Origin of the sequence: Geomonas oryzae (assembly GCF_004117875.1) — a bacterium.
In the GTDB taxonomy this organism is placed as follows: Bacteria; Desulfobacterota; Desulfuromonadia; order Geobacterales; family Geobacteraceae; genus Geomonas; species Geomonas oryzae.
This window is the reverse complement of the sequence record NZ_RAHW01000008.1, coordinates 118,521-140,268: the sequence shown is the minus strand read 5'-3', so window position 1 is coordinate 140,268 and position 21,748 is coordinate 118,521. Positions and strand designations below refer to the sequence as shown.

Here is a 21,748-nt window from a genome sequence, read left to right as displayed (position 1 = left end):
TTCACTCGCAGCACACCTGCTGCGCCCTTGCCGCCCGGGTCTCGTCCAGGCGCCCTACCGGCGTCGTCACCGGCGCCTCGTGCAGACGCTCGGGATTTTCCCTCGCAAGCCTTGCCGCCTCGAGCATCACCTCGATGAAGGCGTCCATGGTCTGCCTGCTCTCGGTCTCGGTCGGCTCGATCATGATCGCCTCCTTCACGTTGAGCGGGAAGTAAACGGTAGGCGGATGGAAACCGCGGTCGACCAGGTACTTCGCTACGTCGATGGAGTGCACGCCGTGCTCCATCTGGCGGACAGCCGAAAATACGCACTCGTGCATGCAGGTCTGGTCGAAAGGAAGCTCATACTCCTCCTTGAGCCGCGCCATCATGTAGTTTGCGTTCAACACCGCCTGCTCGCTCACCTCGATGAGCCCCTCGCGCCCGAGCATGGTGATGTAGGCATAGGCGCGTGCCATGATCCCGAAGTTTCCAAAGAAGTCGGAGACCCGCCCGATCCCCTCGGGATGGTCCTCGACGGTGAAGCCGCCGTCCTCCCGGCGCACCACACGCGGCGTGGGGAGGTAACGCACCAGGTCTCCGCGCACCCCGATCGGTCCGCTCCCCGGACCACCTCCTCCGTGCGGCGTGCTGAAGGTCTTGTGCAGGTTCACGTGGATCACGTCGAAGCCCACGTCGCCGGGGCGGACCTTGCCGAGGATCGCGTTAAGGTTCGCGCCGTCGTAGTAGGTTAAGGCACCCGCCTCGTGGGCTATGGCACAGATCTCGGCGATGTGCGGGTTGAAGAGCCCGAGCGTGTTGGGGCAGGTGAGCATCACCGCCGCCACCTCTTCGTTCATCGCCTGCCGGTACAGATCGAGGTCCATGTCGCCGTAGGGGGCGGTCGGGACGGTGACGATCTCGTACCCCGCCATGGCGGCGCTTGCCGGGTTGGTGCCGTGGGACGAATCGGGGACGATGACGTACTTCCGCTTGTTATCGCCGCGCGCCTTGTGGTAGGCGGCGATCACCATGATGCCGGTCATCTCGCCGTGGGCCCCGGCAAGCGGCTGGGTGGTCACCTCGTCCATACCGGTGATCTCGGCTAGTTGGCGCTCGAGTCCATGGATCAGGGAGAGCGGCCCCTGCACCAGGTTCTCCCCGCCGGGCAGCAGGGCGAGCACCGGGTGGCAACCGGCGAAGAGCCCACCCACGTTCTCGTTAATCTTGCTGTTGTATTTCATGGTGCAGGAACCAAGCGGATAGAAGTTGGTATCCACGGAGAAGTTCCTGCGCGAAAGGTTCGTGTAGTGCCGCACCAGGTCGAGCTCGCTCACCTCGGGAAGCCGTACCGGCTCTTGCCGCCTGAGCGCTTCGGAAAGGGGGGCGGCCTTCGGAACGTCGCTCAAAGGGACCCGGACGCCCGCGCGGCCGGAGACGGATCTCTCGAATATCAGCTCCATAACGCCTCCTCGAGCAGGACCGCCAGGCGGTCGATCTCATCCTTGCTCCGCTTTTCGGTGACGGTGACGAGCAGCGCCTTTTCCATCCCCTGGTAGTACCGGCCGAGCGGGACACCCGCCGCCACTCCTTTTTCGAGGATCCTTTGTACCACTTCGGAGGCGTCCGTGGGAAGGGACAAGGTGAACTCGTTGAAGGTGGCGCCTCGGGTGAGGAGATCCACCCCCTTCACCGAGGCGAGCTGCGACTTCGCGTACTGCGCCTTGTCGTAATTCAAGAGGGCCAGCTCCTCGAACCCCTTTTTACCGAGCGCGGCGCAGAAGATCAGGCCGCGCAGGGCGCACAGGCTCTGGTTGCTGCAGATGTTGGAGGTCGCCTTGTGCCTTTTTATGTGCTGTTCGCGCGCCTGCAGGGTGAGGACGAAGCCGCGCCGGGCTTGGTGATCTATGGTTTCCCCCACGATGCGTCCGGGGAGGTTGCGGATGAAACGCTTTCGTGTGGCGATGAAGCCGAAGTACGGACCGCCGAAGGAAACCGGGTTCCCGAGGCTCTGCCCCTCGCCGACCGCGATGTCCGCCCCCATCTCCCCGGGGCTCGCCACGAGTCCGAGGGCGATCGGGTAGCAGGAGACGATGAGGAGCGCCTCGTGTTCGTGCGCCTTCTGCGCCAGATCCCGGAAATCCTGGACGTTGCCGAAGAAGTCGGGGCTTTGCACGATGACCGCGGCGGTTTCGCCGTCGATGGCGGCCATGAGGCGGTCGAGGTCGGAGGCGCAACCCTTTGGCTCCACCTGCACCGCTTCAGCGGAGAGGCCGTGCAGGTATCCCGTGACGATCTCGCGGTGCAGCGGGTTCACTGAGGCGTCGAGGATCACCTTGTGCCGCTCCGTTATGCGCAGCGACATGAGCGCCGCCTCGGCAACCGCGGTCCCGCCGTCGTAGAGCGAGGCGTTGGAAGCCTCCATCCCGGTCAGGCGGCAGATGGTGCTCTGGTATTCGTAGAGCGCCTGCAGGGTTCCCTGCGCACACTCGGGCTGGTACGGAGTGTAGGCAGTGTAGAACTCGGCGCGCGAGGCCAAGTGATCGACGGCGGCAGGGATGAAATGGTCGTAGATGCCGCCGCCGATGAATGGAACGACGTCGGCGCCGCAGGCGGCCGCCTTCTCCTTCATGTGACGCGTAAGTTCCAGCTCCGACATCCCGGGGGGGAGATCGAAGGATTTCGCCCTGAGCCCGGCGGGTATGGACGAGAAGAGTTCCTCGACGCTCCCCGCGCCGATCACGGCAAGCATCTCCCGGATGTCATCCGGCGTGTTCGGACAGTATCCCATCGCTAGAGTCCTTTCAGGTACGTGCTATAGGTGGCGGCGTCCATGAGGGCGGCAAGCTCCCCCTCGTCCACCCCTTCGAGCTTGCAGATCCATCCCTGGGCTTCCGCACCCTGGTTCACCAGTTCCGGAGCCTCGTCGAGCGCCTGGTTCACCTCGACCACCTTGCCGGATATCGGCGCGTAGATGTCGCTTGCCGCCTTCACAGACTCGATCCCGGCCAGGGTGTCGAACTGTTTCACGCTCCTGCCGATCTTGGGAAGCTCAACGTAGGTGATGTCCCCCAACTCGTGGGCTGCATGCTCGCTGATCCCCACCGTGGCCTGCCCGCCCGCCACCTCGACCCATTCGTGCTCCTTCGTGAAGAACTTTGCCATTGATGATCCTCCTTTAGTATGGATGCCGAGAAGTCAGCACTGTCAGTCCTCCCTCTCCCTCCGGGAGAGGGTCGGGGTGAGGGCGTCGCATCAGGCGTGACATCCCTTCGTGGCAGCGCCCTCACCCGCCCTCCGGGCACCCTCCCCCGGAGGGGGAGGGGAGTTATCGTACCAGGGTAAGGGGACAGGCCCTGCGGAGCCGGTCCCCTGCGCTTACGCCCTCAAGGAACCGCCGGTGTAGAAGGGAAGCTCGACCACCTCAGCCTCCATCTCGACCCGCTCGTGCCGAATGACGAGCCTCGTCCCCAAGGCTGCGGCCGACGGTTTCACCAGGCCAAGGCCTATGCCGCAGGAAAGCATCGGGGAGAAGGCGCCACTCGTTACGCTTCCGACCTGCTCCCCTTCGTGCAGGATCTCGTAATGGTGACGCGGGGCGCGCCGGGAATCGACCCGGAAGGCGACCTTGGCCTTGGCAGAGCCTTGCGCCAGCTCGCGCTGCAGCGCGCTCTTGCCGATGAACTCCTTCTCCATGTTCACGAAGGAGGAAAGGCCGGCGGTAAGCGGCGTGATCTTTTCGTCGAGGTCGCTGCCGTAAAGGGAGTAACCCATCTCAAGCCGCAACAGGTCGCGCGCCCCGAGCCCCGCCGGAGCCACATCGGGCTCCTCCAGCAGGAGTTCCCAAAGCCGGGCGACCTTGTCGGCGGGAAGGAAAATCTCGTAGCCTAGTTCGCCGGTGTAACCGGTGCGGCTCACGATGGCGTCGGCATCGAGGATGCGGGTCCTGACGAACTTGAAGAAAGGGATGTCCTGGATCTGCGGACCGAAATGCCGGACCATGATCTCGCGCGACAACGGACCCTGCAGGTCGACCTTGCCGGTCCGGGAAGAGATGTCGGTCAGCACGGCGGGATTTTTGAGGCGCGAGCGGATCACGGAAAAGTCGTTGTCGGTGGTCGCCGCGTTCACCACGATCATCGCCTCGTCCTCGGCGAGCCGGAAGACGATGAGATCGTCGATCACGCCTCCATCCTCGTTCAGGAGGAAGCCGTAGCGGGAGCGCCCGACCGGAATCCCCTTTACCGAAAAGGTGAAGACCCCTTCCAGCCCGTCCGCGACGATGTCCCCTTTGTAGAGGAACTCACCCATGTGGCAGATGTCGAAAAGGGCCGCCTTCTCCCGGCACCACCTGTGCTCGGCGATGATCCCTGCGTACTGGATCGGCATGAGCCATCCCCCGAAGGGGGCCATGAGCGCCTTGAGCCCCTCGTGAGCTGCGCGCAGCGGGGTCGACTTGAGATCTTCCATGGGTGAACTCCTTCCCGACATGTACTGCCGAGTTTTGAGGTGAGGCTGGTAATATGCCGCCGGTTTAACTTCTTGCCAAATTATCCGATATGCATATAATCTAGCGGTTGCTAGGAGAAAACATGGACAAAGCAACTTTCTTGCAGAACCTCGCCGAAAAGCTCACACCCTTTGAAACGGCAAACATGGTCGATTTCGCGCGGCACCTGACCGTGAAGAGCGCGCTCTCGAATCCCTGGTTCGTCTTCGGCTTTTTGATCGTTGCCTTCTACGCGGTGGTCCGCAAGTCGAAATTCGTGCTCGCCACCCTTTTCACGACCTTTTCCCTCTTGCTCCTGATCCACTTCACCATGCCGGTAGAAGGCGAAACGCTCAACCTTTCCACGACCCTTCCCTTCGCCTTCGGCGGGCTCGCCATCGGCGCGTTCCTCATCTATTTATTCTTCATCAAGACGGAGTAGACCTTTTGCGCAGAGTAGGCTTTACCACCACCATTCCGCTGGAAGTCCTGGTCGCGGCGGGGGTGGCCCCCATCGACCTGAACAACATCTTCATCACCCATCCCGAAAAAGCTTCGCTGATAGAAGATGCCGAGCTCACCGGCTTCCCCAGAAACGTATGCGCCTGGATCAAGGGTATCTACGGTGCCGTGGTCGCAAGCGGCATCACCGAGATGGTCGCCGTGACGGAAGGGGACTGCAGCTACACGAAAGCCCTCATGGAGGTGCTCTCGCTGAACGGCGTGCGCGTCTACCCCTTTGCCTACCCCGGCACCCGGGAGGCGGCCCCCCTGAAGGCGGAGATCGAGAAGCTCATGTCTTGTTTCGGCGTCGGCTGGGACGAGGTCAACGCCGCCAAGAAGCGTCTGGACCGGATCAGGGCGAAGGTGCATGAGATCGACCGCCTCACCTGGCAGGAGAACCGGGTCACCGGCGAGGAGAACCACTACTTCCAGGTCTGCACCTCGGACATGAACGGCGACCTCGACGCCTTCGAGGCCGAGGTTGATGCCTTCCTGGCCGAGGCGGTGCAACGGCCGGAAAGAAAGGAGCCCATCAGGCTCGCCTTCCTCGGCGTCCCCCCCATCGTCTCCGGGCTCTACGACTTCCTCGAGGAAATCGGCGCGAGGGTGGTCTTCAACGAGACCCAGCGGCAGTTCAGCATGCCCTACGGCATAGAGGACCTGGTGGAGCAGTACCGCGCCTACAGCTACCCCTACGATATCTTTCACCGCATCGGCGACATCGGCCGTGAGCTGCAAAAGAGGAAGGTGGACGGGGTTATCCACTATGTGCAGTCCTTCTGCTTCAGGCAGATCGAGGACATGGTGCTCCGAAAGAGCATCAAGCTCCCGGTACTGACGCTGGAGGGTGACAAGCCCGGCAACGTCGACGCAAGGACGAAGATCAGGCTGGAAGGTTTTCTGGAATTGCTCGAGGATCGAAACTGAAGCGGACCTCCGGCAATGGCAAGTCCGTGACCAAATATACAATGACGTCCCGAATTGGCAAGCAGACGGGGACGAGAAAAGAGACGGGCACTCAACTCAGATAGAGTAGCCCCGGCAGGCAGTGACAGGAGAACCGTTCAGGTGTCAGAAGCTTTGAGAATAGGAATAGATCTGGGAAGCAGGAAGGCCAAGTTCGCGCTCATGCGCGGCGGCGAGATCCTGCGCCTCGCCGATCTCGATACCATTGCCTTTTACAAGAAGTACGGCCGCATCGTAGACGACGAGCTCTCGCTTGACCTCGAGGGAAGCGGCATCTTCAGCGCCGACGAACTGCGCGAGGCGCAGATCACGGTGACCGGCTACGGCCGCAACAGCATAAACCTGCACGGCGCACGCGTCATCTCGGAGATAAAGGCGCACGTTGCCGGAGCGCGCACCCAGACGGGACTCGCCGATTTCACCCTGCTCGACATGGGTGGGCAGGACACCAAGGTCGCCCAAGTGGTGGCGGGGCGCCTCACCGACTTCGTCATGAACGACAAGTGCGCCGCCTCGAGCGGTCGGTACCTGGAGAACATGGCCGCGGTGCTCGAAGTGAGCCTCGATGAGCTATCCTCCCATTGCGACGAGCCGGTGGCGCTGGACGCGACCTGCGGCATCTTCGGCGAGAGCGAACTGATCGGCCAGATCCTGCGCGGTTACCCGGTAGCGCGGCTGTGCGCCGGGGTGAACCTCACCCTGGTGAAGCGGGTCATGCCGATGCTGAAGCGCTTTCCCTCCGACACCCTGGTCATCACCGGCGGGGTTGCCTTAAACGGCGCGATGATCACCCTCCTGCGGGCGCAGTGCGGCATGGAGATCATCATCCCGAAACATCCCCAGCACAACGGGGCCATCGGCTGCGCTTCCAACGGCTGAAACAAAGGCTTCAGAAGCTTTATTCAACGCAAAGACGCGAAGGCGCGAAGAAAAACAAAAAACGCTGTTGTTTCAAACCTTCTAAAGGTTCTCTTTGCGGCTTTGAGCCTTTGCGTTAGGTAGTTGGTTTTTGCTTGAATTTTACACGCGGCCCGTTTAACCTCGCCGCTACATTCAATCCCCGGAGGGTACATGCGTATCGGCAAGAAAGACATGATCTTCATCGGCCTGGTAGCCGTAGTTTTTCTCGTTTTCTATCTCATTTCCGGCGAGGAGAAGACCAAGCGGGTCCCCCTCGACGATGCCCATAAGCCGTCCTACGAGCTGTTCAAAAAGACCGGCAGCAAGATGGAAGCAGACAAGGGTTGCCCCGCCTGCCACAACACCGAACCCGGCGGCATCCCGTTCCCGGCCAAGCACCCGGTTAAACCCAAGGACGGGCCGATGCGCTGCCTCTTCTGTCACAAACTGAAACTGTCCGGAGTGCAATGACCACGCTGAACCTGACCGGGGAGCTGGAGCGGCTGATTTGCGACATAGTCGCCCGCACCCCGGAGTTGCAACACATCGCCCCGGAGAGGCTCCTGGTATGCGTCTCCAGCGGAAGGGCCGGCCGCGGCGGCAGTCTCGCCAAGATCCACCCCCTGCGCTTTGAAGGTGGGGAGCGCTCGGTCAAGGCGCGGCGCGGCCGGCGCAGCGTGCTGTGCACCATGCCGAGCATCACCCACCGCGGCGAAGAGATGCTCTACGTCATCTACTTCCTGGTTCCCCGCTTTCTCGAACTCCCTTTCCGGGAGAAGCTGATCACCATCTTCCACGAGCTGTACCACATCTCCCCCGCATGCGACGGCGATATCCGCCGTTTTCCCGGCAGGAACTACGCGCACGGCTCCTCCACCAGGAGCTACAACCTTTTCATGGGACAGTTGGTCGACCGCTACCTGGAGGCTACCCCGGACCGGGAGGGGCTAGCCTTCCTCGAGGGGGACCTGGCGGCGCTCCGCTCGCGGCACCGCGCTATCGTCGGGCGCAGGCTGCAGGCTCCCCGCATCAGCGTCTCCCCGGCATGAAGCCGGCATCGCCCGTTGACTTTTCTTCGTCAAAACTATAAGTTAAGTGGCGTTTACAGGACCGAAGCCCCAGAGGGAGCAAGACCGCATGCTGAAGCTCGATTACACCATCAGCAGGAAATTCGATGAACTCGCGGAAAAGGCCAAAAAGGTCAGTTCCTCGCAGCTCATAAACGACATCGCCGCCACCGTCGACTCCAAACTTTTCCAGGACTGGGCCAACTCGGCACTGAGCCTCTTGCAGCAGGTCTTCGGCGAGGAAAGCGCCTATTACCGCAACTTCCAGTCCATCTACGCGAAGATCATCAACATCACCTACAAGGAAAGCTTCGACAACTGCCGCGCCATCGTGCAGTCGGCGCGGACCGAGTTCGAGCAGGGGGGACTCACCGAGATCCGCCTCTTCCTGGACCATGCCGTGCTTGAATACCTGAGCGGCAGGACCTCCGACTTCCTGAAACGCGGGGATAACCACACGGCCTGTATTCTCGCCTCGGTTCTCCTCGAACAATTCCTGATGCTCGTCTGTGGCGGCAAAGGGATCCCGGTCGGGAGCACCGAGGAGATGAACGAGGCGCTTTACCAGGCGAAGGCCTACCAGGTGGGAACCTACCAGCGGGTTAAGGATTGGTGCTACATGAAGGCCGATTTCATCAGCGGGCAGGGAGAGCGCTACCGGACCGCCGACGTCGACGAAATGCTCCGCGCCGTGCAGCGCCTCATCACCAAGGAGATAGGTTAGGCAAAGCAGGTATAGGGCGTGTGAATCGCAGCAGCATCCCCTCCCCCGGAGGGGGAGGGCAGGGAGGGGGAGCGCAGCAGCTAGATCAGCCTTCCCCCCTCCCAACCTCCCCCCTCCGGGGGGAGGGGCCACGGACCGAGTGGCGGCGGTTAAAGAAAGGAAAGGGGAAGCCGGATGCGGCTTCCCCTTTCTTGTTTCGCTACGACTTCAGATTTTTCCGCCAAGACTCATTTCTTCACCACGCAGTCGATGACCGCGTTGATCCTGCGGTTCTTTGCCCGCCCCTCTGGCGTGTTGTTGTAGGCGATGCGCCGCGTGTATCCGTACCCCTTCGCGGAAAGCCGGCTCTTGTCGATGCCGAAGTTGTCCACGAGGTAGCGGACCGTGTTCTCGGCACGCTCGAGCGAGAGTTTCATGTTGTAGTCGTAGCCACCCACGTTGTCGGTGTGCCCTTCTATGACCGCGGTCGTGGTCGGGTACTTCTTCATGTAGTCGGCGACCTTGGCCAGTTCGTCCCGGTACTGCGGCTTGATGTCCGCCTTGGCGGTATCGAAGTCGACAACTAGTCCCATGCAGAGCCGCTCGGGAGGCTTCACCTCTTTTACGTCGAAGGCACAGTCGATGATGGCCTCTACGCGACGGTTGGCCTGGCGTCCCTCGTCGGTGGTGTTGGGTGCCACCGGACGGGACATGCCGTACCCCCTGGCCTCGAGCCGGGAGCGCTCTATGCCGTAGTTTTTGACGAGGTAGTCGACCACCGACTCGGCCCGGCGCTTGGAAAGCTCCAGGTTGTACTCCGGAGCCCCTACGTTATCGGTGTGACCCTCGAGGACCGCGGTGGTCGTCGGATATTGCTTCATGAACTCACCGACAACGGCTATCTCTTCCTTCTCCTCATCGCGGATTACGGCCCGGTTGATGTCATATTCGCCGTGCAGGGTGACGCAGTACTTGTAGCGCCCCGGTGCAGGCTCGGCGGCCGGAACCGGCTCGAGCGGAGGTTCCTCGGCGACCGGAGCAGGCGCCGCCTCGGCGGTGGCAGGTGCCTCTTTTACGCCGCCAAAGACGAAATCCACCCCTACGGTGTACTCAAGGTTGTGGTACGTCTCCCCCTCGTCCCTGAGGATCAGGTGCCGCACATCCCCCCTAAGGGCCATGGCGTCGGTCAGAAAGTATTTCGCACCGACTCCGTAGTTGAAGGCGGGACGCGACATGTCTTCGCCCCCCTGGTACTCCCTTGAGTGACCGCCGAAGCCGGCGGCGACGTAGGGGACAAGCCGTGCCTCCGGCATGAAGTGGTAGAGCATGTCGAGATGGTAGTTGTAGGCGTCGACATCGCCGATACCACTGTTCTTCTCTCCTTCCGTCGAGATGTAGTCGAAGACCGCCTCAAGGCCGAAATGCCGCGTGAAGTTGTACCCCGCGCGCAGGCCGTATACCGGCATGGTCTCCAAGTGTTCCTTCCCTATGAAGGTGTAGCCGCCGATGTAGGGGGAGAGCGAAAAACTTTCAGCCTTCACTTCTGCGTGAGCCTTTGGAAGCATGGTGAACAACAGCGCCGGAACCAGAACAAAAAGCAGGTACTTTTTCATCTGACACCTCCTATGTTGTTAGGCTTTGATTTTGCCTTCCTCCTCTATTTCACCCCCGGAAAAAGACATGGGATAGGCTATCACCCTTTGCGCGACGTGCAACAAAGAACCGGCACTGACTCCGCACGAAACACCAAGTGGCAAGGGTCTCTTTTTCCCGCACCTCGCATGCTTCGTCAACGGTGTACTGCCAGTCTGCGCATGTTGCTCTTCCAGCAGATCCGCGCATATTCAGCAAATAAAAAAGGCGCCCCCTGCATGCAAGGGGCGCCTTTTGCGTGTTCAGCCGCTAATGTCTATTCGCAGCGGAAGTTGGACTCGATGCGGCGGTTCTGCTGCTTTCCTGCCGCGCTCTTGTTGCTGGCTACCGGTTTGGTCGGGCCATAGCCGACTGCCTTAACCCTATCCGGTGCGATGTCGAAATTCTTGATCAGGTAGTTGCGTACGCTATCCGCCCTGCGCTGCGAGAGCTTCATGTTGGCCGCCTTGTCCCCTACGTTGTCGGTGTGGCCTTCTATGGTTCCTTTGGCGTTGGGGAACTCCTTAAGGAAGTCGGCCAGCGCCTTCAGTTCGTCATGATACTGCGGCTTGATATCGGCCTTGTTGGTATCGAAGTGGATGTTGATAACCGTCGGTTTGCACAGTTTGGCCGGTTCCGGCGCGGGTACGACCGGCGGGGGAACGACGACAGGGGCCGGTACCGGTGCAGGCGGCGGAGCGACCACGTCCACCTTGGCGAGGCTCTTGGCGGTGCCGCCGGCCCCGTCGCAAACGAGGGTATAGGACGCCGTCGAGTCCGGAGTGACGGTCATGGTCCCGGAAACCGGGACCGGACCGATCCCCGGCTCGATGACGCACTTGGTAGCGTTTTCCGAGTTCCAGGAAAGGGTTGCCGTCTCTCCCTTGGTGACCGAAGCCGGGGAGATGCTCAGCCGGTCGGTAGGCGCCGCCGGGGGCGGAGGCACGACCACGGGAGCGGGTGCGGGAGCGGGAGCCGGGGCTGCTACAGGAGCAGGGGCTTCTTTGACACCGCCGAAGATGAAGTCCATCCCCACGGTGTATTCCAGATTGTGGAACGCCTCTCCGTCATCCCTGAGCACCAGGTGGCGCACATCCCCCCTGAGGGCCATCGCGTCGCTCAGGAAGTATTTGGCGCCCAGGCCGTAGTTGAAGGAAGTGCGGTCGGTGTGCGCAGGTCCGGGATAATTTCTCGACTGCCCGCCAAAGCCCGCGGCGACGTATGGAACGAACTGGGAGTCCGGCATGAAATGGTACAGGGCGTCGAGGTGGTAGTTGTACACGTCCACGCCGTCGCCTATGCCGCTGTTTTTCTTGCCCTCGGTGCTGCCGTAATCGAAGACGGCCTCAAGGCCGAGGCTCTTGGTGAAGTTGTAGCCGGCACGCAGACCGTAAACAGGCATCGTCTCCAGGTGCTCTTTACCGATGAAGGTAAAGCCGCCAACGTAGGGAGACAGGGAGAAAGATTCCGCCTTGACCGCGGCACGGGCCTCAGTGTGGATGCCCAGCATCAACGCCGGAGCAAGAAGAAGCAGCAAAGTTTTTTTCATCAGGTACCTCCTTGGTATTTCCAGGCAGCGCTAGCTGAAGCGTCAGTCCTGGTTCGATGTGCAGTTGGGGCAGCGGACAGCTTTCACCGGTATCTGCGTGCAGCAGTGCGGGCACTCCTTGGTGGTCACCGGGGGAGGAGGAGCCGGCATCATCCTGTTTATCTGGCGCACAACGAGAAAAAGGGCGAAAGCGATGATGAGGAAATCGAAAATGGCGTTCAGGAAAAGGCCGTAGGCGATGACCGGGACACCGGCAGCCTTTGCTTCCGCAACGGAGCGGACCGGCGTGGATGAGAGGTTTAGGAACAGGGAAGAGAAATCGACGTTCCCCAGAAGCCTTCCGATAGGCGGGGTGATGATGTCTGCAACGAAAGAGCTGACGATCTTGCCGAACGCCGCACCGATGACAACGGCAATGGCTAGATCAAGGACGTTCCCCTTAAGCGCGAACTTCTTGAACTCCTCAAGCATTATTGTGCCCCCTCCTTTTGTTAAAACAAAAGCATCAGATTACACATTAAAAAGGGTAGCACCCTTTCTCATGACCTGCAAGAGGGGTCCATTTTTTTCTGACAAAATCAGTTGCTAAATCCTTCTACGGGGTTAGCCACCGGCTAACCAGCACTGCTTCAACTGCATGAGCAGGGAATGCCTCTCGCCTTGTCGAAGGCCTCCTTTCCCTCTTTGAAGCAGAACCAGCCGATGCCCAAGGCGCCCGCCGAGTCGAGCCAGCCGATGCCGGTCAACTGGTAACCTACGCTCGAGACGAGCAGGATGACGGAGAGGAGGAGGCAGACGCGGGTGCAGGCGGCGTCGGCCAGTATGGCCTGGGAACCAAGGGCATTGCCGACCTTCACCTTCTGCCGGATCAGCAGCCACATCGAGGCGATGGAGACGCAGGAAACGACCACCCCCCAGAAGGTGGTGGTGGGAGCATGCAGGCGGAGCGTATCGTAGACGGCGGTGACGAGAAGCCCGACCGCCAGGGCGTAGAAGCTGAAACCGGTGATCCTGAGCGCCCGCTGCTCGAAGTCGTCCGGATTCCGGTCCGGATTGTTCCTCTGTCGGCGCACCATGTGCCAGATCCCGGCGCCCGAGACGACCTCTACGAAGGAGTCGAGCCCGAAGCCGAAAAGTGCCAGGGATTCGTCCTCTACGCCGAACCACGCCGACACGACACCTTCAACGATGTTGTAGAAAATGGTGATCAGGGCGAGGACAGCCGCGGTTCGGTAGAGTCTTTCTGTTTGCGAGGTCATGGAAATCCTTCTGAAAGCCGGTCAACGTCGGTGATGCATAACAGAACCTGAATATATCTTGTCGGCCTGCAGGAAGTCAACAGGGGGCGGCATAACTTCTCCGACAGTATTTGGATCATCCGTCGGAGTCATGCCATGCAACCATTCCTTTCGCCGTGGCTCTCAGAGAGCAGTTTGTTGTATTCAAAAAAAGTTGCCGGTTGGATGGAAAGAGCAGCAGAAATATTATTGACAGCCAAAAACCACTATGCTATACACGTAATCTCTTCGCGGCACAGGGCGAAGAACCCAATATTCCCGAGTAGATCAGTCGGTAGATCAGCGGACTGTTAATCCGTGTGTCGTAGGTTCGAGTCCTACCTCGGGAGCCACCAAATTCAAGGGCTTACAGCTAATCACTGTAAGCCCTTTTCGCGTTCTGCCTGGCAACACCATCCGCTGAGTCCTCTCTCCTCCCGGTCCGTACGAAAAAAAGCGCTTCTCTCTGCGATCGGTCACACTCGCCCGGTTCTTTCTTTCTTCGCTCTCCCCTTCTTTCTTCGCTCTCCCCTTCTTTCTTCGCTCTAGCCTGCTCTTCCAAAGGCCGCGCATACTCCCCCCTTTTGCCTCTCTGCCTCAACCTACCTGCATTTTTTCCCGACTGCTTGACAAAGGGGTAAACATGACTTACAGTCATTTCTGACCGATGGTCACTTTTCAAAAGGAGACCGCAATGACTGACAACGTGGAACAGGTCACCCCTTCCACCCCACCCCAGCCCGGGCGCAGGGCCAAGAGGAGCGAGCAGACCAGGGAGAAGATCTTCCGGGCCGCGCTCAAACTCTTCGCCGAGCGCGGTTTCAACGCCACCACCATCGAGGCGATCACCGCCGCCGCCGACGTAGGCAAGGGGACTTTCTTCAACTATTTCGAAAACAAGGAAAGCGTGCTCCTCGACTACCGCGAACTGCAGATGGAGAGGGTGGCCGCTTTCGTGGCCGCAAACCGCGCTTCGGACCGCCCGCTTGCCCCGCTCTTGCTGGAGCTGGCGCTCACCCTTACCATCGAGCAGGGGCAGAGTCCGGGCCTGATCCAGAGCCTCTTGACCGCCGTGTTCGCGAGCGACACGGTACAAAAACGCATGGCGGAGGCGATCGACGGCAACGTGCGGCAGCTCGCGCTGCTGATCGGGCACCGCCAGGAGCACGGGGAGTTGCGCAACGACCTCTCCCCCTTCGACATCGCCCAGGGGTTCCAGCGCATGATCTTCGGGACCATGATCACCTGGTCGCTCGCTCCGGTCGACCCGCTCGAAGAGAGCATGAAAAGAAGCATCGAACTGTTCGTGAACGGAGTCCTGCCCAAGTAGCGACAGGCAACAAAGGATACGCCATGACTGCAAAGATCATGAAAGTGTTGGCCCTCTCCCTGGCGCTCTGGTCGGCTGCCGGGGCAGTACACGCCGAGAGTCCCCCTCCCCTCCCCCTGTCACTGGACCAGGCGATCACCCGGGGCCTCGACAGGAACCTTAACGCGCTGCTCGCGAAGACACGCACGGACGAGGCCGAGGGGACACGCGAACGAAAGTTGGCCAACTACCTGCCGCACCTGCGCCTCGAGACCCCGTTCGCATGGCAGACCCGCAACCTCAGCGCGCAGGGAATCACCCTTCCCAACGCCCGCGCCGTAGTCGGCCCCTTCACGAGCTACGACTTCCGTATCTACGCGGACCAGAACATCCTCGACCTGCAGAGCTATCACGCGATAAGAGCGGCCGAAGAGGAGCAAAAGGCGAGGCAGCTCGATTACCGGGACGCGCGCGGCCAGGTGATCCGCCAGGTCGCCGTGCAGTACGTGAACGCGGCGTACGCCGAGGCAAGGGTCGCGACCGCCAAGAGCCGGGTGGAGACCTCGGAGGTGCTGGAAAAGCTCGCCAGCGACCAGCGCACCGCGGGCGTCGCCGACGGGCTCGACGTCTTGCGCGCCCAGGTGCAGCTCGCCAACGACCGTCAGTACCTTCTCGTCACCCGCAACAACGCGGAACTTGCCCGTCTCTCCCTAGCCCGCGGCGTCGGCCTAGACCTCGGCACCCCCATCGCCCTCACCGACACGCTCGCCTTCAAGAAGCTTGAGGGCCCGCAGATCGAGCAGGCGGTGCAGGCGGCGCTCGAGAGCCGCCCAGATTACCGCGCCCTTTTCGCCCAGCGCGCCTCCCTCGAAGAGCAGATGAAGGCGTCGCGCTCGCGCTACCTCCCGAGGATCGTCCTGAGCGGCAACTACGGCACGAGCGGCCAGGAGATGAGCAAGCTCGACCCCTCCGGCATGATCCAGGTGAACATGGTGATGAACCTCTTCGACCACGACCGCAAGGGTGAGCGCCTGGAGCTCGACAGCCGGCTCAAGCGAAACGATGAGCTGATCGCCGATCTGAAGCTCGGGGTGGAGCAGGATATCCGCGAGGCGCTTTTGAACCTGAACTCCGCATCCGACCAGGTGCTCACCGCCCGGCAGGGGCTCACCCTCGCCGAGAAGGAACTGCAGTACGCGAGCGACCGCTTCAAAAACGGGGTGGCCAACAACATCGAGGTGGTGACGGCGCAGGACGCGCTGGCGCGGGCTCGCGACAACGAACTGAACGCACTGGCGCAGCACGTCGAGGCGAAGATCGCGCTCGCGCGTGCCCTGGGCGACACGGAAAAGGCGTACCGGCTCTTCCTGGGCATCGAACCGTAACGAGGACACGAACCTATGAAACGTAAACTGATCCCCATCGTCATCCTGGCAGCGGCCGCAGCCGCCGCCGTTTTCTTCGTCAGCCGCAACCGGAACCGGGCCGACGCCGACACCATCACCCTTTCCGGCAACATCGAGGCGCACGAGAGCGTGGTCGGCTTCAAGGTGCCGGGGCGCGTGGCCGAGCTACCCGTGGAAGAGGGGCAACTGGTCCGGGCCGGGGACGTCATCGCCAGGCTGGACCAGGGGGACTACCAGCAGCAGTTGCGCATCGACGAGGCGAACCTCGGCACGCGTCGCGCCGAGCTGGGGCTTGCCACGGCAGGAAGCCGTCCCCAGGAGAAGCAGGCGGCCCACCAGTCGGTGCTCGACGCCCAGGCGGACTTCGAGCTGAAAAAGCACGACCTCGCGCGCTACCAGGCGCTCTACGAGAAGGACGAGGTTTCGGCCCAGGTGCGGGATACCGCGGCGGCCGCGCTGAAGCGAAGCAGCGCCGGGCTTGAGCGGGCAAAACAGAACTACGACCAGGTGAAGGAAGGGGTGAGAAGAGAGCAGGTCGACATCAACCGGGCCGGGGTCCGCTCGGCCGAGCAGGCGCTCGAGATGTCGCGCATCAAGCTCGGCTACGCGACGCTCAAGGCACCCATCACCGGCGTCGTACTGGTGCGGCACGCGGAACTCGGCGAGGTGGTCTCCCCCGGCACGCCGGTGGTCACCATCGCCGATCTGGATCACCTCTGGCTGCGCGGCTACCTGAGCGAGACCGATCTGGGGCGGATCAAACTCGGACAGGTAGCCACGGTGAAAACGGACAGCTACCCCGGCAAGAGCTACAAGGGGCGCGTCTCCTTCATCTCCTCGCAGGCGGAGTTCACCCCGAAGAGCGTCGAGACGCACAAGGAGCGGGTCACCCTCGTGTACCGTATCAAGATAGATCTGGAAAACCAGGCGCACGAACTGAAGCCGGGCATGCCGGCGGACGCGCACCTCGACGCGGCGGCCAGGTGACATGGGCGCCGACGATTTCACCATAGAGCTCGACGGGCTCACGAAGTCCTTTCCCGACGTTCGCGCCGTGGACAGGTTAAGCTTCAAGGTCGCGCGCGGCGAGATCTTCGGCCTCGTCGGCCCGGACGGCGCCGGCAAGACGACCACCATGCGCATGCTGGCCGGCGTCCTCGCCCCCGATGCGGGGAGCGCCCGCGTGGCGGGCTACGACATGACGCGCGACCCGGAGGGGGCCAAGCAGCACATAAGTTACATGCCGCAGCGCTTCGGGCTTTACGAGGAACTCACCGTCGACGAGAACATCCGCTTCTACGCCGACCTTTTCGGTGTTGCGCGCGCCGAGAGGGAGACGCGCGCGGCGGAACTGTTGCAGGCGGCGGGGATGGTGGAGTTCCGCTCGCGGCTCGCGGGGAAACTCTCCGGCGGCATGAAGCAGAAACTGGGGCTCGTTTGCGCCCTGGTCCACACCCCGGAGGTGATCCTCCTCGACGAGCCGACCAACGGGGTCGACCCGGTGTCGCGCCGCGACTTCTGGCGCATCCTCTACACGCTCCTCGATCAGGGGGTCACCATCCTCACCAGCACCGCCTACCTGGACGAGGCGGAGCGTTGCCATCGCGTGGCGCTCTTGCACGAGGGGCGCATGCTCTTTTGCGACACGCCCGAGAACCTGAAGGGGAACCTCGACGGCGCCGTGGTCTCCGTCGTCTGCGCCGAACCGCGCCCGGTGAAGGAGCTCATCTCCGGCATGGAGGGGATCTCGACCATGATGATCGTAGGCGACGGGCTGCACCTGGTCGTCAGGGAACCCGGGCGCATGATCCCGGAACTGCGCGCCCGCATCGCCGCGGCGGGGCTCGAGGTCGACTCCGTCGAAGAGGTGGCGCCCAGCATCGAGGACCTTTTCGTGGAGGCGGTGCAAAAGAAGAAGGGGGAGAAGCCATGAACGGTCAGCCCCAGGCGGTCGTGGTGCAGGACCTCGTGAAACGCTTCGGCGACTTCACCGCGGTCGACAACATCTCCTTCGAGGCGTCGCGCGGCGAGATCTTCGGTTTTCTCGGTCCCAACGGCGCCGGGAAATCCACCACCATCAGGATACTCTGCGGACTTTTGCACCCCACCTCGGGGAAGGCGCTGGTCGCCGGGGTCGACGTCGCGCGCGAACCGGAACGGGTGCGCCAGAATATCGGCTACATGTCGCAGAAGTTCTCCCTCTACAACGACCTGAAGGTGATCGAGAACCTCCGCTTCTTCGCGGGGATGTACGGGGTGAACCAGGCCGACGCGGCCGAGCGTATCGCCTGGGCCGTCGACATGGCTGGACTCACCGGCCGGGAGCACCTCCTCACCGGGACGCTCGCCGCCGGGTGGAAGCAGCGCCTGGCCCTCGGCTGCGCCGTGCTGCACCGCCCTCCCATCGTCTTTCTCGACGAGCCGACCTCCGGCGTCGATCCCATCTCGCGCCGTCTCTTCTGGGAGCTGATCCACCGCATGGCCGACGAAGGGGTGACCGTCTTCGTTACCACGCACTACATGGACGAGGCGGAATACTGCAACCGGCTCGTGCTCATCGACCGCGGCAGGATCGTCGCCTCCGGCTCGCCGCTCGAGCTGAAACTTAAGAGCATGGAGGGGGACCTGCTCCTCGTCGAATGCGACCAGGTGGGGAAGGCGCTGGAACTTCTCCAGGAGGCGCCCGGGGTCACCGACGCCGCCATCTTCGGGCACGCGCTTCACCTCGTCGTGCCCGACGCGGAACGGGCTATCCCGGAGGTTAAGAGCTATCTCGGGGAACGCCGCATCGCCGTCTCCCGCATCGAGCGGATCCGCCCGACCCTCGAGGACGTCTTCGTCTCGCTCACGAGCCTCAAAGGGCGCAGGGAAAAGGAGCAGGCATGAACTGGAACCGGCTTCGCGCCATGGCGCGCAAGGAGATGATCCAGATCCGGCGCGACGCCCGCAGCATCGGCATCGTCATCGCGATGCCCATCGTGATGCTCTTAGCCTTCGGCTACGGCGTCAGCTTCGACACGAAGCACATACCGGTCTACGTCTACGACCGGGAACAGAGCCAGGCCTCCCGGGACTTCCTGAAGCGCTTCCAGTCCTCCCGATACTTCAACGTCGTGCGCTCGGTAGGCAACTACCCGGAACTGGTGCACGCCGTCGACGCCGGGACCTGCCAGATCGGCATCGTGATCCCGCCGGACTTCTCGGCAAGGCTCGGTTCCGGACAAGCGGTACGCATCCAGGCGATCTTCGACGGCACGGACAGCAACAGCGCGAGCCTCGGCATGAGCTACACCGAGGCGGTGGCGCAGGCGCACTCGGCAAAGCTCCAGTTAGAGTGGCTGCGCGCCCGCGGACAGGGAAGCGTGCGTGCCCCCTTGAGCGTCGACTCCCGAACCTGGTTCAACGAGAACCTGGAGAGCATGGTCACCATCGTCCCCGGGGTGGTCGCCATGGTGATGGCCGTGGTGGGGACCTTCCTCACCTCGCTCACCGTCGCGCGCGAGTGGGAGCGCGGCACCATGGAGCAGCTCATCTCCACGCCGGTCACCCCCTTGGAGATCATGCTCGGCAAGCTCCTCCCCTACGTAGCCATCGGCCTCATCGACACGAGCGTCTGCGCGATCATGGCGGTCTGGTGGTTCGAGGTCCCCTTCCGCGGGCACATCTGGGTCTTTTTGCTGAGCACCACCCTCTTTCTCACCGTGGTGCTGTCGCTTGGCTACTTCTTCTCCGTGGTCGCGAAGACCCAGCTCGCGGCGAGCCAGATCTCGCTCATCGCCACCTTCCTGCCGGCCTTTCTCCTCTCCGGGTTCGTCTATCCCATCGACCAGATGCCGGCGGTGGTGCAGGGGATCACCCACATCGTGCCGGCCCGCTACTACATGGCGATCCTGCGCAACGTCTTCTTGAAGGGGTCGTCGGTCTTCAACATGTGGCCGGACTTTTTCGGGCTTGCGCTCTTCGCCGCCATCTTGGGGCTCGCGGCGACGCGCATCTTCCGCAAGAAGCTCACCTAGGGGGAAATCATGCTCGGCCGCCTGCGCCAGATGCTCATAAAGGAATTCCTGCACGTGATCCGTGACAAGAGGGCGCGGTTCTTCCTCTTCGCGCCGCCGGTCATCCAGACGCTCGTCTTCGGCTACGCCGCGACGCTGGAGATAAAGCACGTCCCGGTGGCCATCGTCGACTACGACAACAGCCAGGTGAGCCGCGACCTCGTCTCCCGCTTCCAGGCAAGCCGCTACTTCGAGGTGCGCCGCCTCTCGGACCGGCGTGAAATCCCGGAGCTCATCGACCGGGACGAGGCGACCATGGCGCTCCAGATCAACTCCGGCTTCGCCCGCGACTTGGGCAAAGGGGAGACCGCCCATCTCCAGGTGGTCGTCGACGCGAGCAACTCCAACACCGCCCTCGTGGGGCTGGGCTACGTGAACCAGGTGGCCCAGGGGTTCGCCCGGGAGTACCGGCTGAAAACGCTTGCACGGCAGGCGCCCGCGCTGGCGGGGGGGCTCCCGGAGATCGTCGTGGAAAGGCGCCCCTGGTACAACCCGGACATGTCCAGCCAGTGGTTCTTCGTCCCCGGCGTCATCGGCAACCTCGTGCTCGTGATCGTCGTGACGCTGACCGCGTTCGCCGTGGTGCGCGAGCGGGAGATCGGCACCCTGGAGCAGATCATGGTGACCCCGATCCGGCGCGTCGAGTTCATCCTCGGAAAGACCATCCCCTTCTTCCTGATCGGCCTTCTGGACACCGCACTCATCAGCGCCGCCGGTACGCTCTGGTTCCACGTGCCGCTGAACGGGAGCTTTCTCGTCCTCGGCGCCGGGACCGTCTTCTTCATCCTCTGCATGCTGGGGGTGGGGCTCTTCATCTCCACCGTCTCCGCGACCCAGCAGCAGGCCATGGTGACGAGCTTCTTTTTCATCATGCCCGCGGTCATCTTCTCCGGCTTCGGCTCCCCCATCAGCAGCATGCCCGACATCCTGCAGCGCCTCACCTACCTGAACCCGCTGCGCTACTACGAGGTGGTGCTGAGAAGCGTCTACCTGAAGGGGGGCGGTTTCGACCTCCTCTGGCCCCAGATGGCGGCCATGGCCGCGATCGCCCTCATCATGCTGACGGTGAGCGTGCTGCGCTTCCAGAAGTCCCTCGAGTAGCCCTCCCCCCCCGATCGCACTTAACCTTTCTTTCATGCAAATATTATGATATTGCTACCATTCATTTATTCGCACGGGTGGCGTCACCGCCTCCCCGTACTCCGGAGGGTTGTCATGAAAAAGGAAGAGGGTAACGCACCGATCAGCAGGCGCGCCATGCTGAAGGGATCGCTCTGTCTGGGGGTGTGCCTTGCCGCGCAGGGCACCCTGAACGTCGAGACGTCTGCGGAAGCGGCGCAGGGGGCCGATCGCCCGGAGGCGGCGCGGAAGCACTTTCTGAAGTCGATGAACTGCTCCCAGGCCATTCTGGAAAACTACGCCCCCGCCTACGGCATCAAGCCCGAGCTCGCCTGCCGGCTCGCCACCGGTTTCGCCGGCGGCATGACCACCGGTCACGAGTGCGGCGCGGTGACCGCCGCCTACATGGTGCTGGGCCTCGCCCACGGCCCCAAGGAAAGGAAGGTCTTTCCGAAGATCGAGGCGTTCAACAAGGAATTCAAGGCGCGCCACGGCGAACTCGGATGTTCGCAGCTTCTCGGCGTGAACATGGCGACCAAGGAAGGGATGAAGGAAGCGGACCGGAAGGGGCTTTTCAAGACGCGCTGCCCCAACTACGTGAAGAGCGCCGGGGAGATCCTCGAGAAGATGGTCTAGCCGGACTTCGGTACATGCGAAGTCTCATTCGTGGTCGATAATCCGCGGTTCAGCTCCCACGCGGTGGATTATCGGCCCCACATCGCCCACATCGTCGCTAAATCATTGACGTACCGTAAACCGCATGTATAGAATGCGGCGCCGGAATTAATCTGACG

The 21,748-nt window shown here is 62.2% G+C and carries 22 protein-coding genes and 1 tRNA gene; 15 read left to right on the top strand and 8 right to left on the bottom strand.

Annotated features, from left to right (window positions below):
* Nucleotide 1: 1 nt before the first annotated feature.
* The 4 genes from gcvPB to gcvT form a co-directional block, all read right to left on the bottom strand.
* Nucleotides 2-1,441, bottom strand: a complete 1,440-nt coding sequence (gcvPB, locus tag D6Z24_RS18935; RefSeq protein WP_129128178.1) for an aminomethyl-transferring glycine dehydrogenase subunit GcvPB — start codon at nucleotides 1,439-1,441, stop codon at nucleotides 2-4.
* Entirely contained in the window at nucleotides 1,432-2,769 is a 1,338-nt protein-coding gene (gene gcvPA, locus D6Z24_RS18930) for an aminomethyl-transferring glycine dehydrogenase subunit GcvPA (RefSeq protein ID WP_129128177.1), read from the bottom strand. The genes gcvPB and gcvPA overlap by 10 nt, the downstream gene beginning before the upstream one ends.
* A gap of 2 nt (nucleotides 2,770-2,771) precedes the next feature.
* Nucleotides 2,772-3,143: a glycine cleavage system protein GcvH gene (gcvH, locus tag D6Z24_RS18925; protein ID WP_129128176.1), complete on the bottom strand. Its 372-nt coding sequence runs from the start codon at nucleotides 3,141-3,143 to the stop codon at nucleotides 2,772-2,774.
* Between the two features lie 213 nt (nucleotides 3,144-3,356).
* On the bottom strand, nucleotides 3,357-4,448 hold the full coding sequence (gcvT, locus tag D6Z24_RS18920; protein WP_129128175.1) for a glycine cleavage system aminomethyltransferase GcvT: 1,092 nt from the start codon (nucleotides 4,446-4,448) through the stop codon (nucleotides 3,357-3,359).
* 122 nt (nucleotides 4,449-4,570) lie between these two features.
* Here gcvT and D6Z24_RS18915 point away from each other — a divergent pair, with 122 nt between their 5' ends.
* The 6 genes from D6Z24_RS18915 to D6Z24_RS18890 all read left to right on the top strand — a co-directional run bounded on the left by D6Z24_RS18915 (nucleotide 4,571) and on the right by D6Z24_RS18890 (nucleotide 8,628).
* Nucleotides 4,571-4,909: a hypothetical protein gene (locus D6Z24_RS18915; RefSeq protein ID WP_129128174.1), complete on the top strand. Its 339-nt coding sequence runs from the start codon at nucleotides 4,571-4,573 to the stop codon at nucleotides 4,907-4,909.
* Between the two features lie 5 nt (nucleotides 4,910-4,914).
* Complete coding sequence (locus D6Z24_RS18910) at nucleotides 4,915-5,898, top strand: 2-hydroxyacyl-CoA dehydratase family protein (RefSeq protein ID WP_129128173.1); 984 nt, start codon at nucleotides 4,915-4,917, stop codon at nucleotides 5,896-5,898.
* 153 nt (nucleotides 5,899-6,051) lie between these two features.
* Nucleotides 6,052-6,816 carry an acyl-CoA dehydratase activase gene (locus tag D6Z24_RS18905; RefSeq protein WP_407925426.1) on the top strand — a complete coding sequence of 255 codons (765 nt, stop codon included), beginning with the start codon at nucleotides 6,052-6,054 and terminating at the stop codon, nucleotides 6,814-6,816.
* 192 nt (nucleotides 6,817-7,008) lie between these two features.
* On the top strand, nucleotides 7,009-7,308 hold the full coding sequence (locus D6Z24_RS18900; RefSeq protein ID WP_129128171.1) for a cytochrome C: 300 nt from the start codon (nucleotides 7,009-7,011) through the stop codon (nucleotides 7,306-7,308).
* Nucleotides 7,305-7,886 carry a putative metallopeptidase gene (locus tag D6Z24_RS18895; RefSeq protein ID WP_129128170.1) on the top strand — a complete coding sequence of 194 codons (582 nt, stop codon included), beginning with the start codon at nucleotides 7,305-7,307 and terminating at the stop codon, nucleotides 7,884-7,886. The genes D6Z24_RS18900 and D6Z24_RS18895 overlap by 4 nt, the downstream gene beginning before the upstream one ends.
* 88 nt (nucleotides 7,887-7,974) lie before the next feature.
* Nucleotides 7,975-8,628, top strand: coding sequence for a hypothetical protein (locus D6Z24_RS18890; RefSeq protein ID WP_129128169.1), 654 nt, complete (start codon nucleotides 7,975-7,977; stop codon nucleotides 8,626-8,628).
* A gap of 227 nt (nucleotides 8,629-8,855) precedes the next feature.
* Here D6Z24_RS18890 and D6Z24_RS18885 read toward each other — a convergent pair whose 3' ends face one another.
* From D6Z24_RS18885 to D6Z24_RS18870, 4 genes are all read right to left on the bottom strand, one after another.
* A complete protein-coding gene (locus tag D6Z24_RS18885; RefSeq protein ID WP_129128168.1) occupies nucleotides 8,856-10,220 on the bottom strand; it encodes an OmpA family protein in 1,365 nt (454 codons plus the stop codon).
* Nucleotides 10,221-10,516: 296 nt separating this feature from the next.
* Nucleotides 10,517-11,788 (bottom strand): OmpA family protein, encoded by a 1,272-nt coding sequence (locus tag D6Z24_RS18880; protein WP_129128167.1) that lies wholly within the window; start codon nucleotides 11,786-11,788, stop codon nucleotides 10,517-10,519.
* A gap of 42 nt (nucleotides 11,789-11,830) precedes the next feature.
* Complete coding sequence (mscL, locus tag D6Z24_RS18875) at nucleotides 11,831-12,259, bottom strand: large conductance mechanosensitive channel protein MscL (RefSeq protein ID WP_129128166.1); 429 nt, start codon at nucleotides 12,257-12,259, stop codon at nucleotides 11,831-11,833.
* 158 nt (nucleotides 12,260-12,417) lie between these two features.
* On the bottom strand, nucleotides 12,418-13,047 hold the full coding sequence (locus D6Z24_RS18870; protein ID WP_129128165.1) for a cation transporter: 630 nt from the start codon (nucleotides 13,045-13,047) through the stop codon (nucleotides 12,418-12,420).
* A 295-nt stretch (nucleotides 13,048-13,342) separates the two neighbouring features.
* Here D6Z24_RS18870 and D6Z24_RS18865 point away from each other — a divergent pair.
* From D6Z24_RS18865 to D6Z24_RS18825, 9 genes are all read left to right on the top strand, one after another.
* Nucleotides 13,343-13,418, top strand: a tRNA-Asn gene (locus tag D6Z24_RS18865).
* A 341-nt stretch (nucleotides 13,419-13,759) separates the two neighbouring features.
* A complete protein-coding gene (locus tag D6Z24_RS18860; protein ID WP_162605190.1) occupies nucleotides 13,760-14,395 on the top strand; it encodes a TetR/AcrR family transcriptional regulator in 636 nt (211 codons plus the stop codon).
* 23 nt (nucleotides 14,396-14,418) lie between these two features.
* Nucleotides 14,419-15,759, top strand: coding sequence for a TolC family protein (locus D6Z24_RS18855; protein ID WP_129128163.1), 1,341 nt, complete (start codon nucleotides 14,419-14,421; stop codon nucleotides 15,757-15,759).
* A 15-nt stretch (nucleotides 15,760-15,774) separates the two neighbouring features.
* The gene (locus D6Z24_RS18850; protein WP_129128162.1) at nucleotides 15,775-16,767 is read left to right on the top strand and encodes an HlyD family secretion protein; all 993 of its coding nucleotides are present in this window, start codon (nucleotides 15,775-15,777) and stop codon (nucleotides 16,765-16,767) included.
* A 1-nt stretch (nucleotide 16,768) separates the two neighbouring features.
* On the top strand, nucleotides 16,769-17,713 hold the full coding sequence (locus tag D6Z24_RS18845; protein WP_129128161.1) for an ABC transporter ATP-binding protein: 945 nt from the start codon (nucleotides 16,769-16,771) through the stop codon (nucleotides 17,711-17,713).
* Nucleotides 17,710-18,666: an ABC transporter ATP-binding protein gene (locus tag D6Z24_RS18840; RefSeq protein ID WP_129128160.1), complete on the top strand. Its 957-nt coding sequence runs from the start codon at nucleotides 17,710-17,712 to the stop codon at nucleotides 18,664-18,666. The genes D6Z24_RS18845 and D6Z24_RS18840 overlap by 4 nt, the downstream gene beginning before the upstream one ends.
* Nucleotides 18,663-19,796, top strand: coding sequence for an ABC transporter permease (locus tag D6Z24_RS18835; RefSeq protein ID WP_129128159.1), 1,134 nt, complete (start codon nucleotides 18,663-18,665; stop codon nucleotides 19,794-19,796). Before D6Z24_RS18840 ends, D6Z24_RS18835 begins: the two co-directional genes overlap by 4 nt.
* Nucleotides 19,797-19,805: 9 nt before the next feature.
* Nucleotides 19,806-20,936, top strand: coding sequence for an ABC transporter permease (locus D6Z24_RS18830; RefSeq protein ID WP_129128158.1), 1,131 nt, complete (start codon nucleotides 19,806-19,808; stop codon nucleotides 20,934-20,936).
* 114 nt (nucleotides 20,937-21,050) lie between these two features.
* Nucleotides 21,051-21,590, top strand: coding sequence for a C-GCAxxG-C-C family protein (locus D6Z24_RS18825; RefSeq protein WP_162605189.1), 540 nt, complete (start codon nucleotides 21,051-21,053; stop codon nucleotides 21,588-21,590).
* The last annotated feature ends 158 nt before the right edge of the window (nucleotides 21,591-21,748 follow it).

Coding starts and splice junctions, on each gene's coding strand:
- D6Z24_RS18915 (WP_129128174.1), top strand. CDS start 4,571: ATGGACAAAGCAACTTTCTTGCAGAACCTCGCCGAAAAGCTCACACCC.
- D6Z24_RS18840 (WP_129128160.1), top strand. CDS start 17,710: ATGAACGGTCAGCCCCAGGCGGTCGTGGTGCAGGACCTCGTGAAACGC.
- gcvH (WP_129128176.1), bottom strand. CDS start 3,143: ATGGCAAAGTTCTTCACGAAGGAGCACGAATGGGTCGAGGTGGCGGGC.
- D6Z24_RS18845 (WP_129128161.1), top strand. CDS start 16,769: ATGGGCGCCGACGATTTCACCATAGAGCTCGACGGGCTCACGAAGTCC.
- D6Z24_RS18850 (WP_129128162.1), top strand. CDS start 15,775: ATGAAACGTAAACTGATCCCCATCGTCATCCTGGCAGCGGCCGCAGCC.
- D6Z24_RS18835 (WP_129128159.1), top strand. CDS start 18,663: ATGAACTGGAACCGGCTTCGCGCCATGGCGCGCAAGGAGATGATCCAG.
- gcvPA (WP_129128177.1), bottom strand. CDS start 2,769: ATGGGATACTGTCCGAACACGCCGGATGACATCCGGGAGATGCTTGCC.
- D6Z24_RS18900 (WP_129128171.1), top strand. CDS start 7,009: ATGCGTATCGGCAAGAAAGACATGATCTTCATCGGCCTGGTAGCCGTA.
- D6Z24_RS18860 (WP_162605190.1), top strand. CDS start 13,760: ATGACTGACAACGTGGAACAGGTCACCCCTTCCACCCCACCCCAGCCC.
- D6Z24_RS18880 (WP_129128167.1), bottom strand. CDS start 11,788: ATGAAAAAAACTTTGCTGCTTCTTCTTGCTCCGGCGTTGATGCTGGGC.
- D6Z24_RS18895 (WP_129128170.1), top strand. CDS start 7,305: ATGACCACGCTGAACCTGACCGGGGAGCTGGAGCGGCTGATTTGCGAC.
- D6Z24_RS18885 (WP_129128168.1), bottom strand. CDS start 10,220: ATGAAAAAGTACCTGCTTTTTGTTCTGGTTCCGGCGCTGTTGTTCACC.
- D6Z24_RS18870 (WP_129128165.1), bottom strand. CDS start 13,047: ATGACCTCGCAAACAGAAAGACTCTACCGAACCGCGGCTGTCCTCGCC.
- gcvT (WP_129128175.1), bottom strand. CDS start 4,448: ATGGAAGATCTCAAGTCGACCCCGCTGCGCGCAGCTCACGAGGGGCTC.
- D6Z24_RS18830 (WP_129128158.1), top strand. CDS start 19,806: ATGCTCGGCCGCCTGCGCCAGATGCTCATAAAGGAATTCCTGCACGTG.
- D6Z24_RS18890 (WP_129128169.1), top strand. CDS start 7,975: ATGCTGAAGCTCGATTACACCATCAGCAGGAAATTCGATGAACTCGCG.
- D6Z24_RS18855 (WP_129128163.1), top strand. CDS start 14,419: ATGACTGCAAAGATCATGAAAGTGTTGGCCCTCTCCCTGGCGCTCTGG.
- gcvPB (WP_129128178.1), bottom strand. CDS start 1,441: ATGGAGCTGATATTCGAGAGATCCGTCTCCGGCCGCGCGGGCGTCCGG.
- mscL (WP_129128166.1), bottom strand. CDS start 12,259: ATGCTTGAGGAGTTCAAGAAGTTCGCGCTTAAGGGGAACGTCCTTGAT.
- D6Z24_RS18825 (WP_162605189.1), top strand. CDS start 21,051: ATGAAAAAGGAAGAGGGTAACGCACCGATCAGCAGGCGCGCCATGCTG.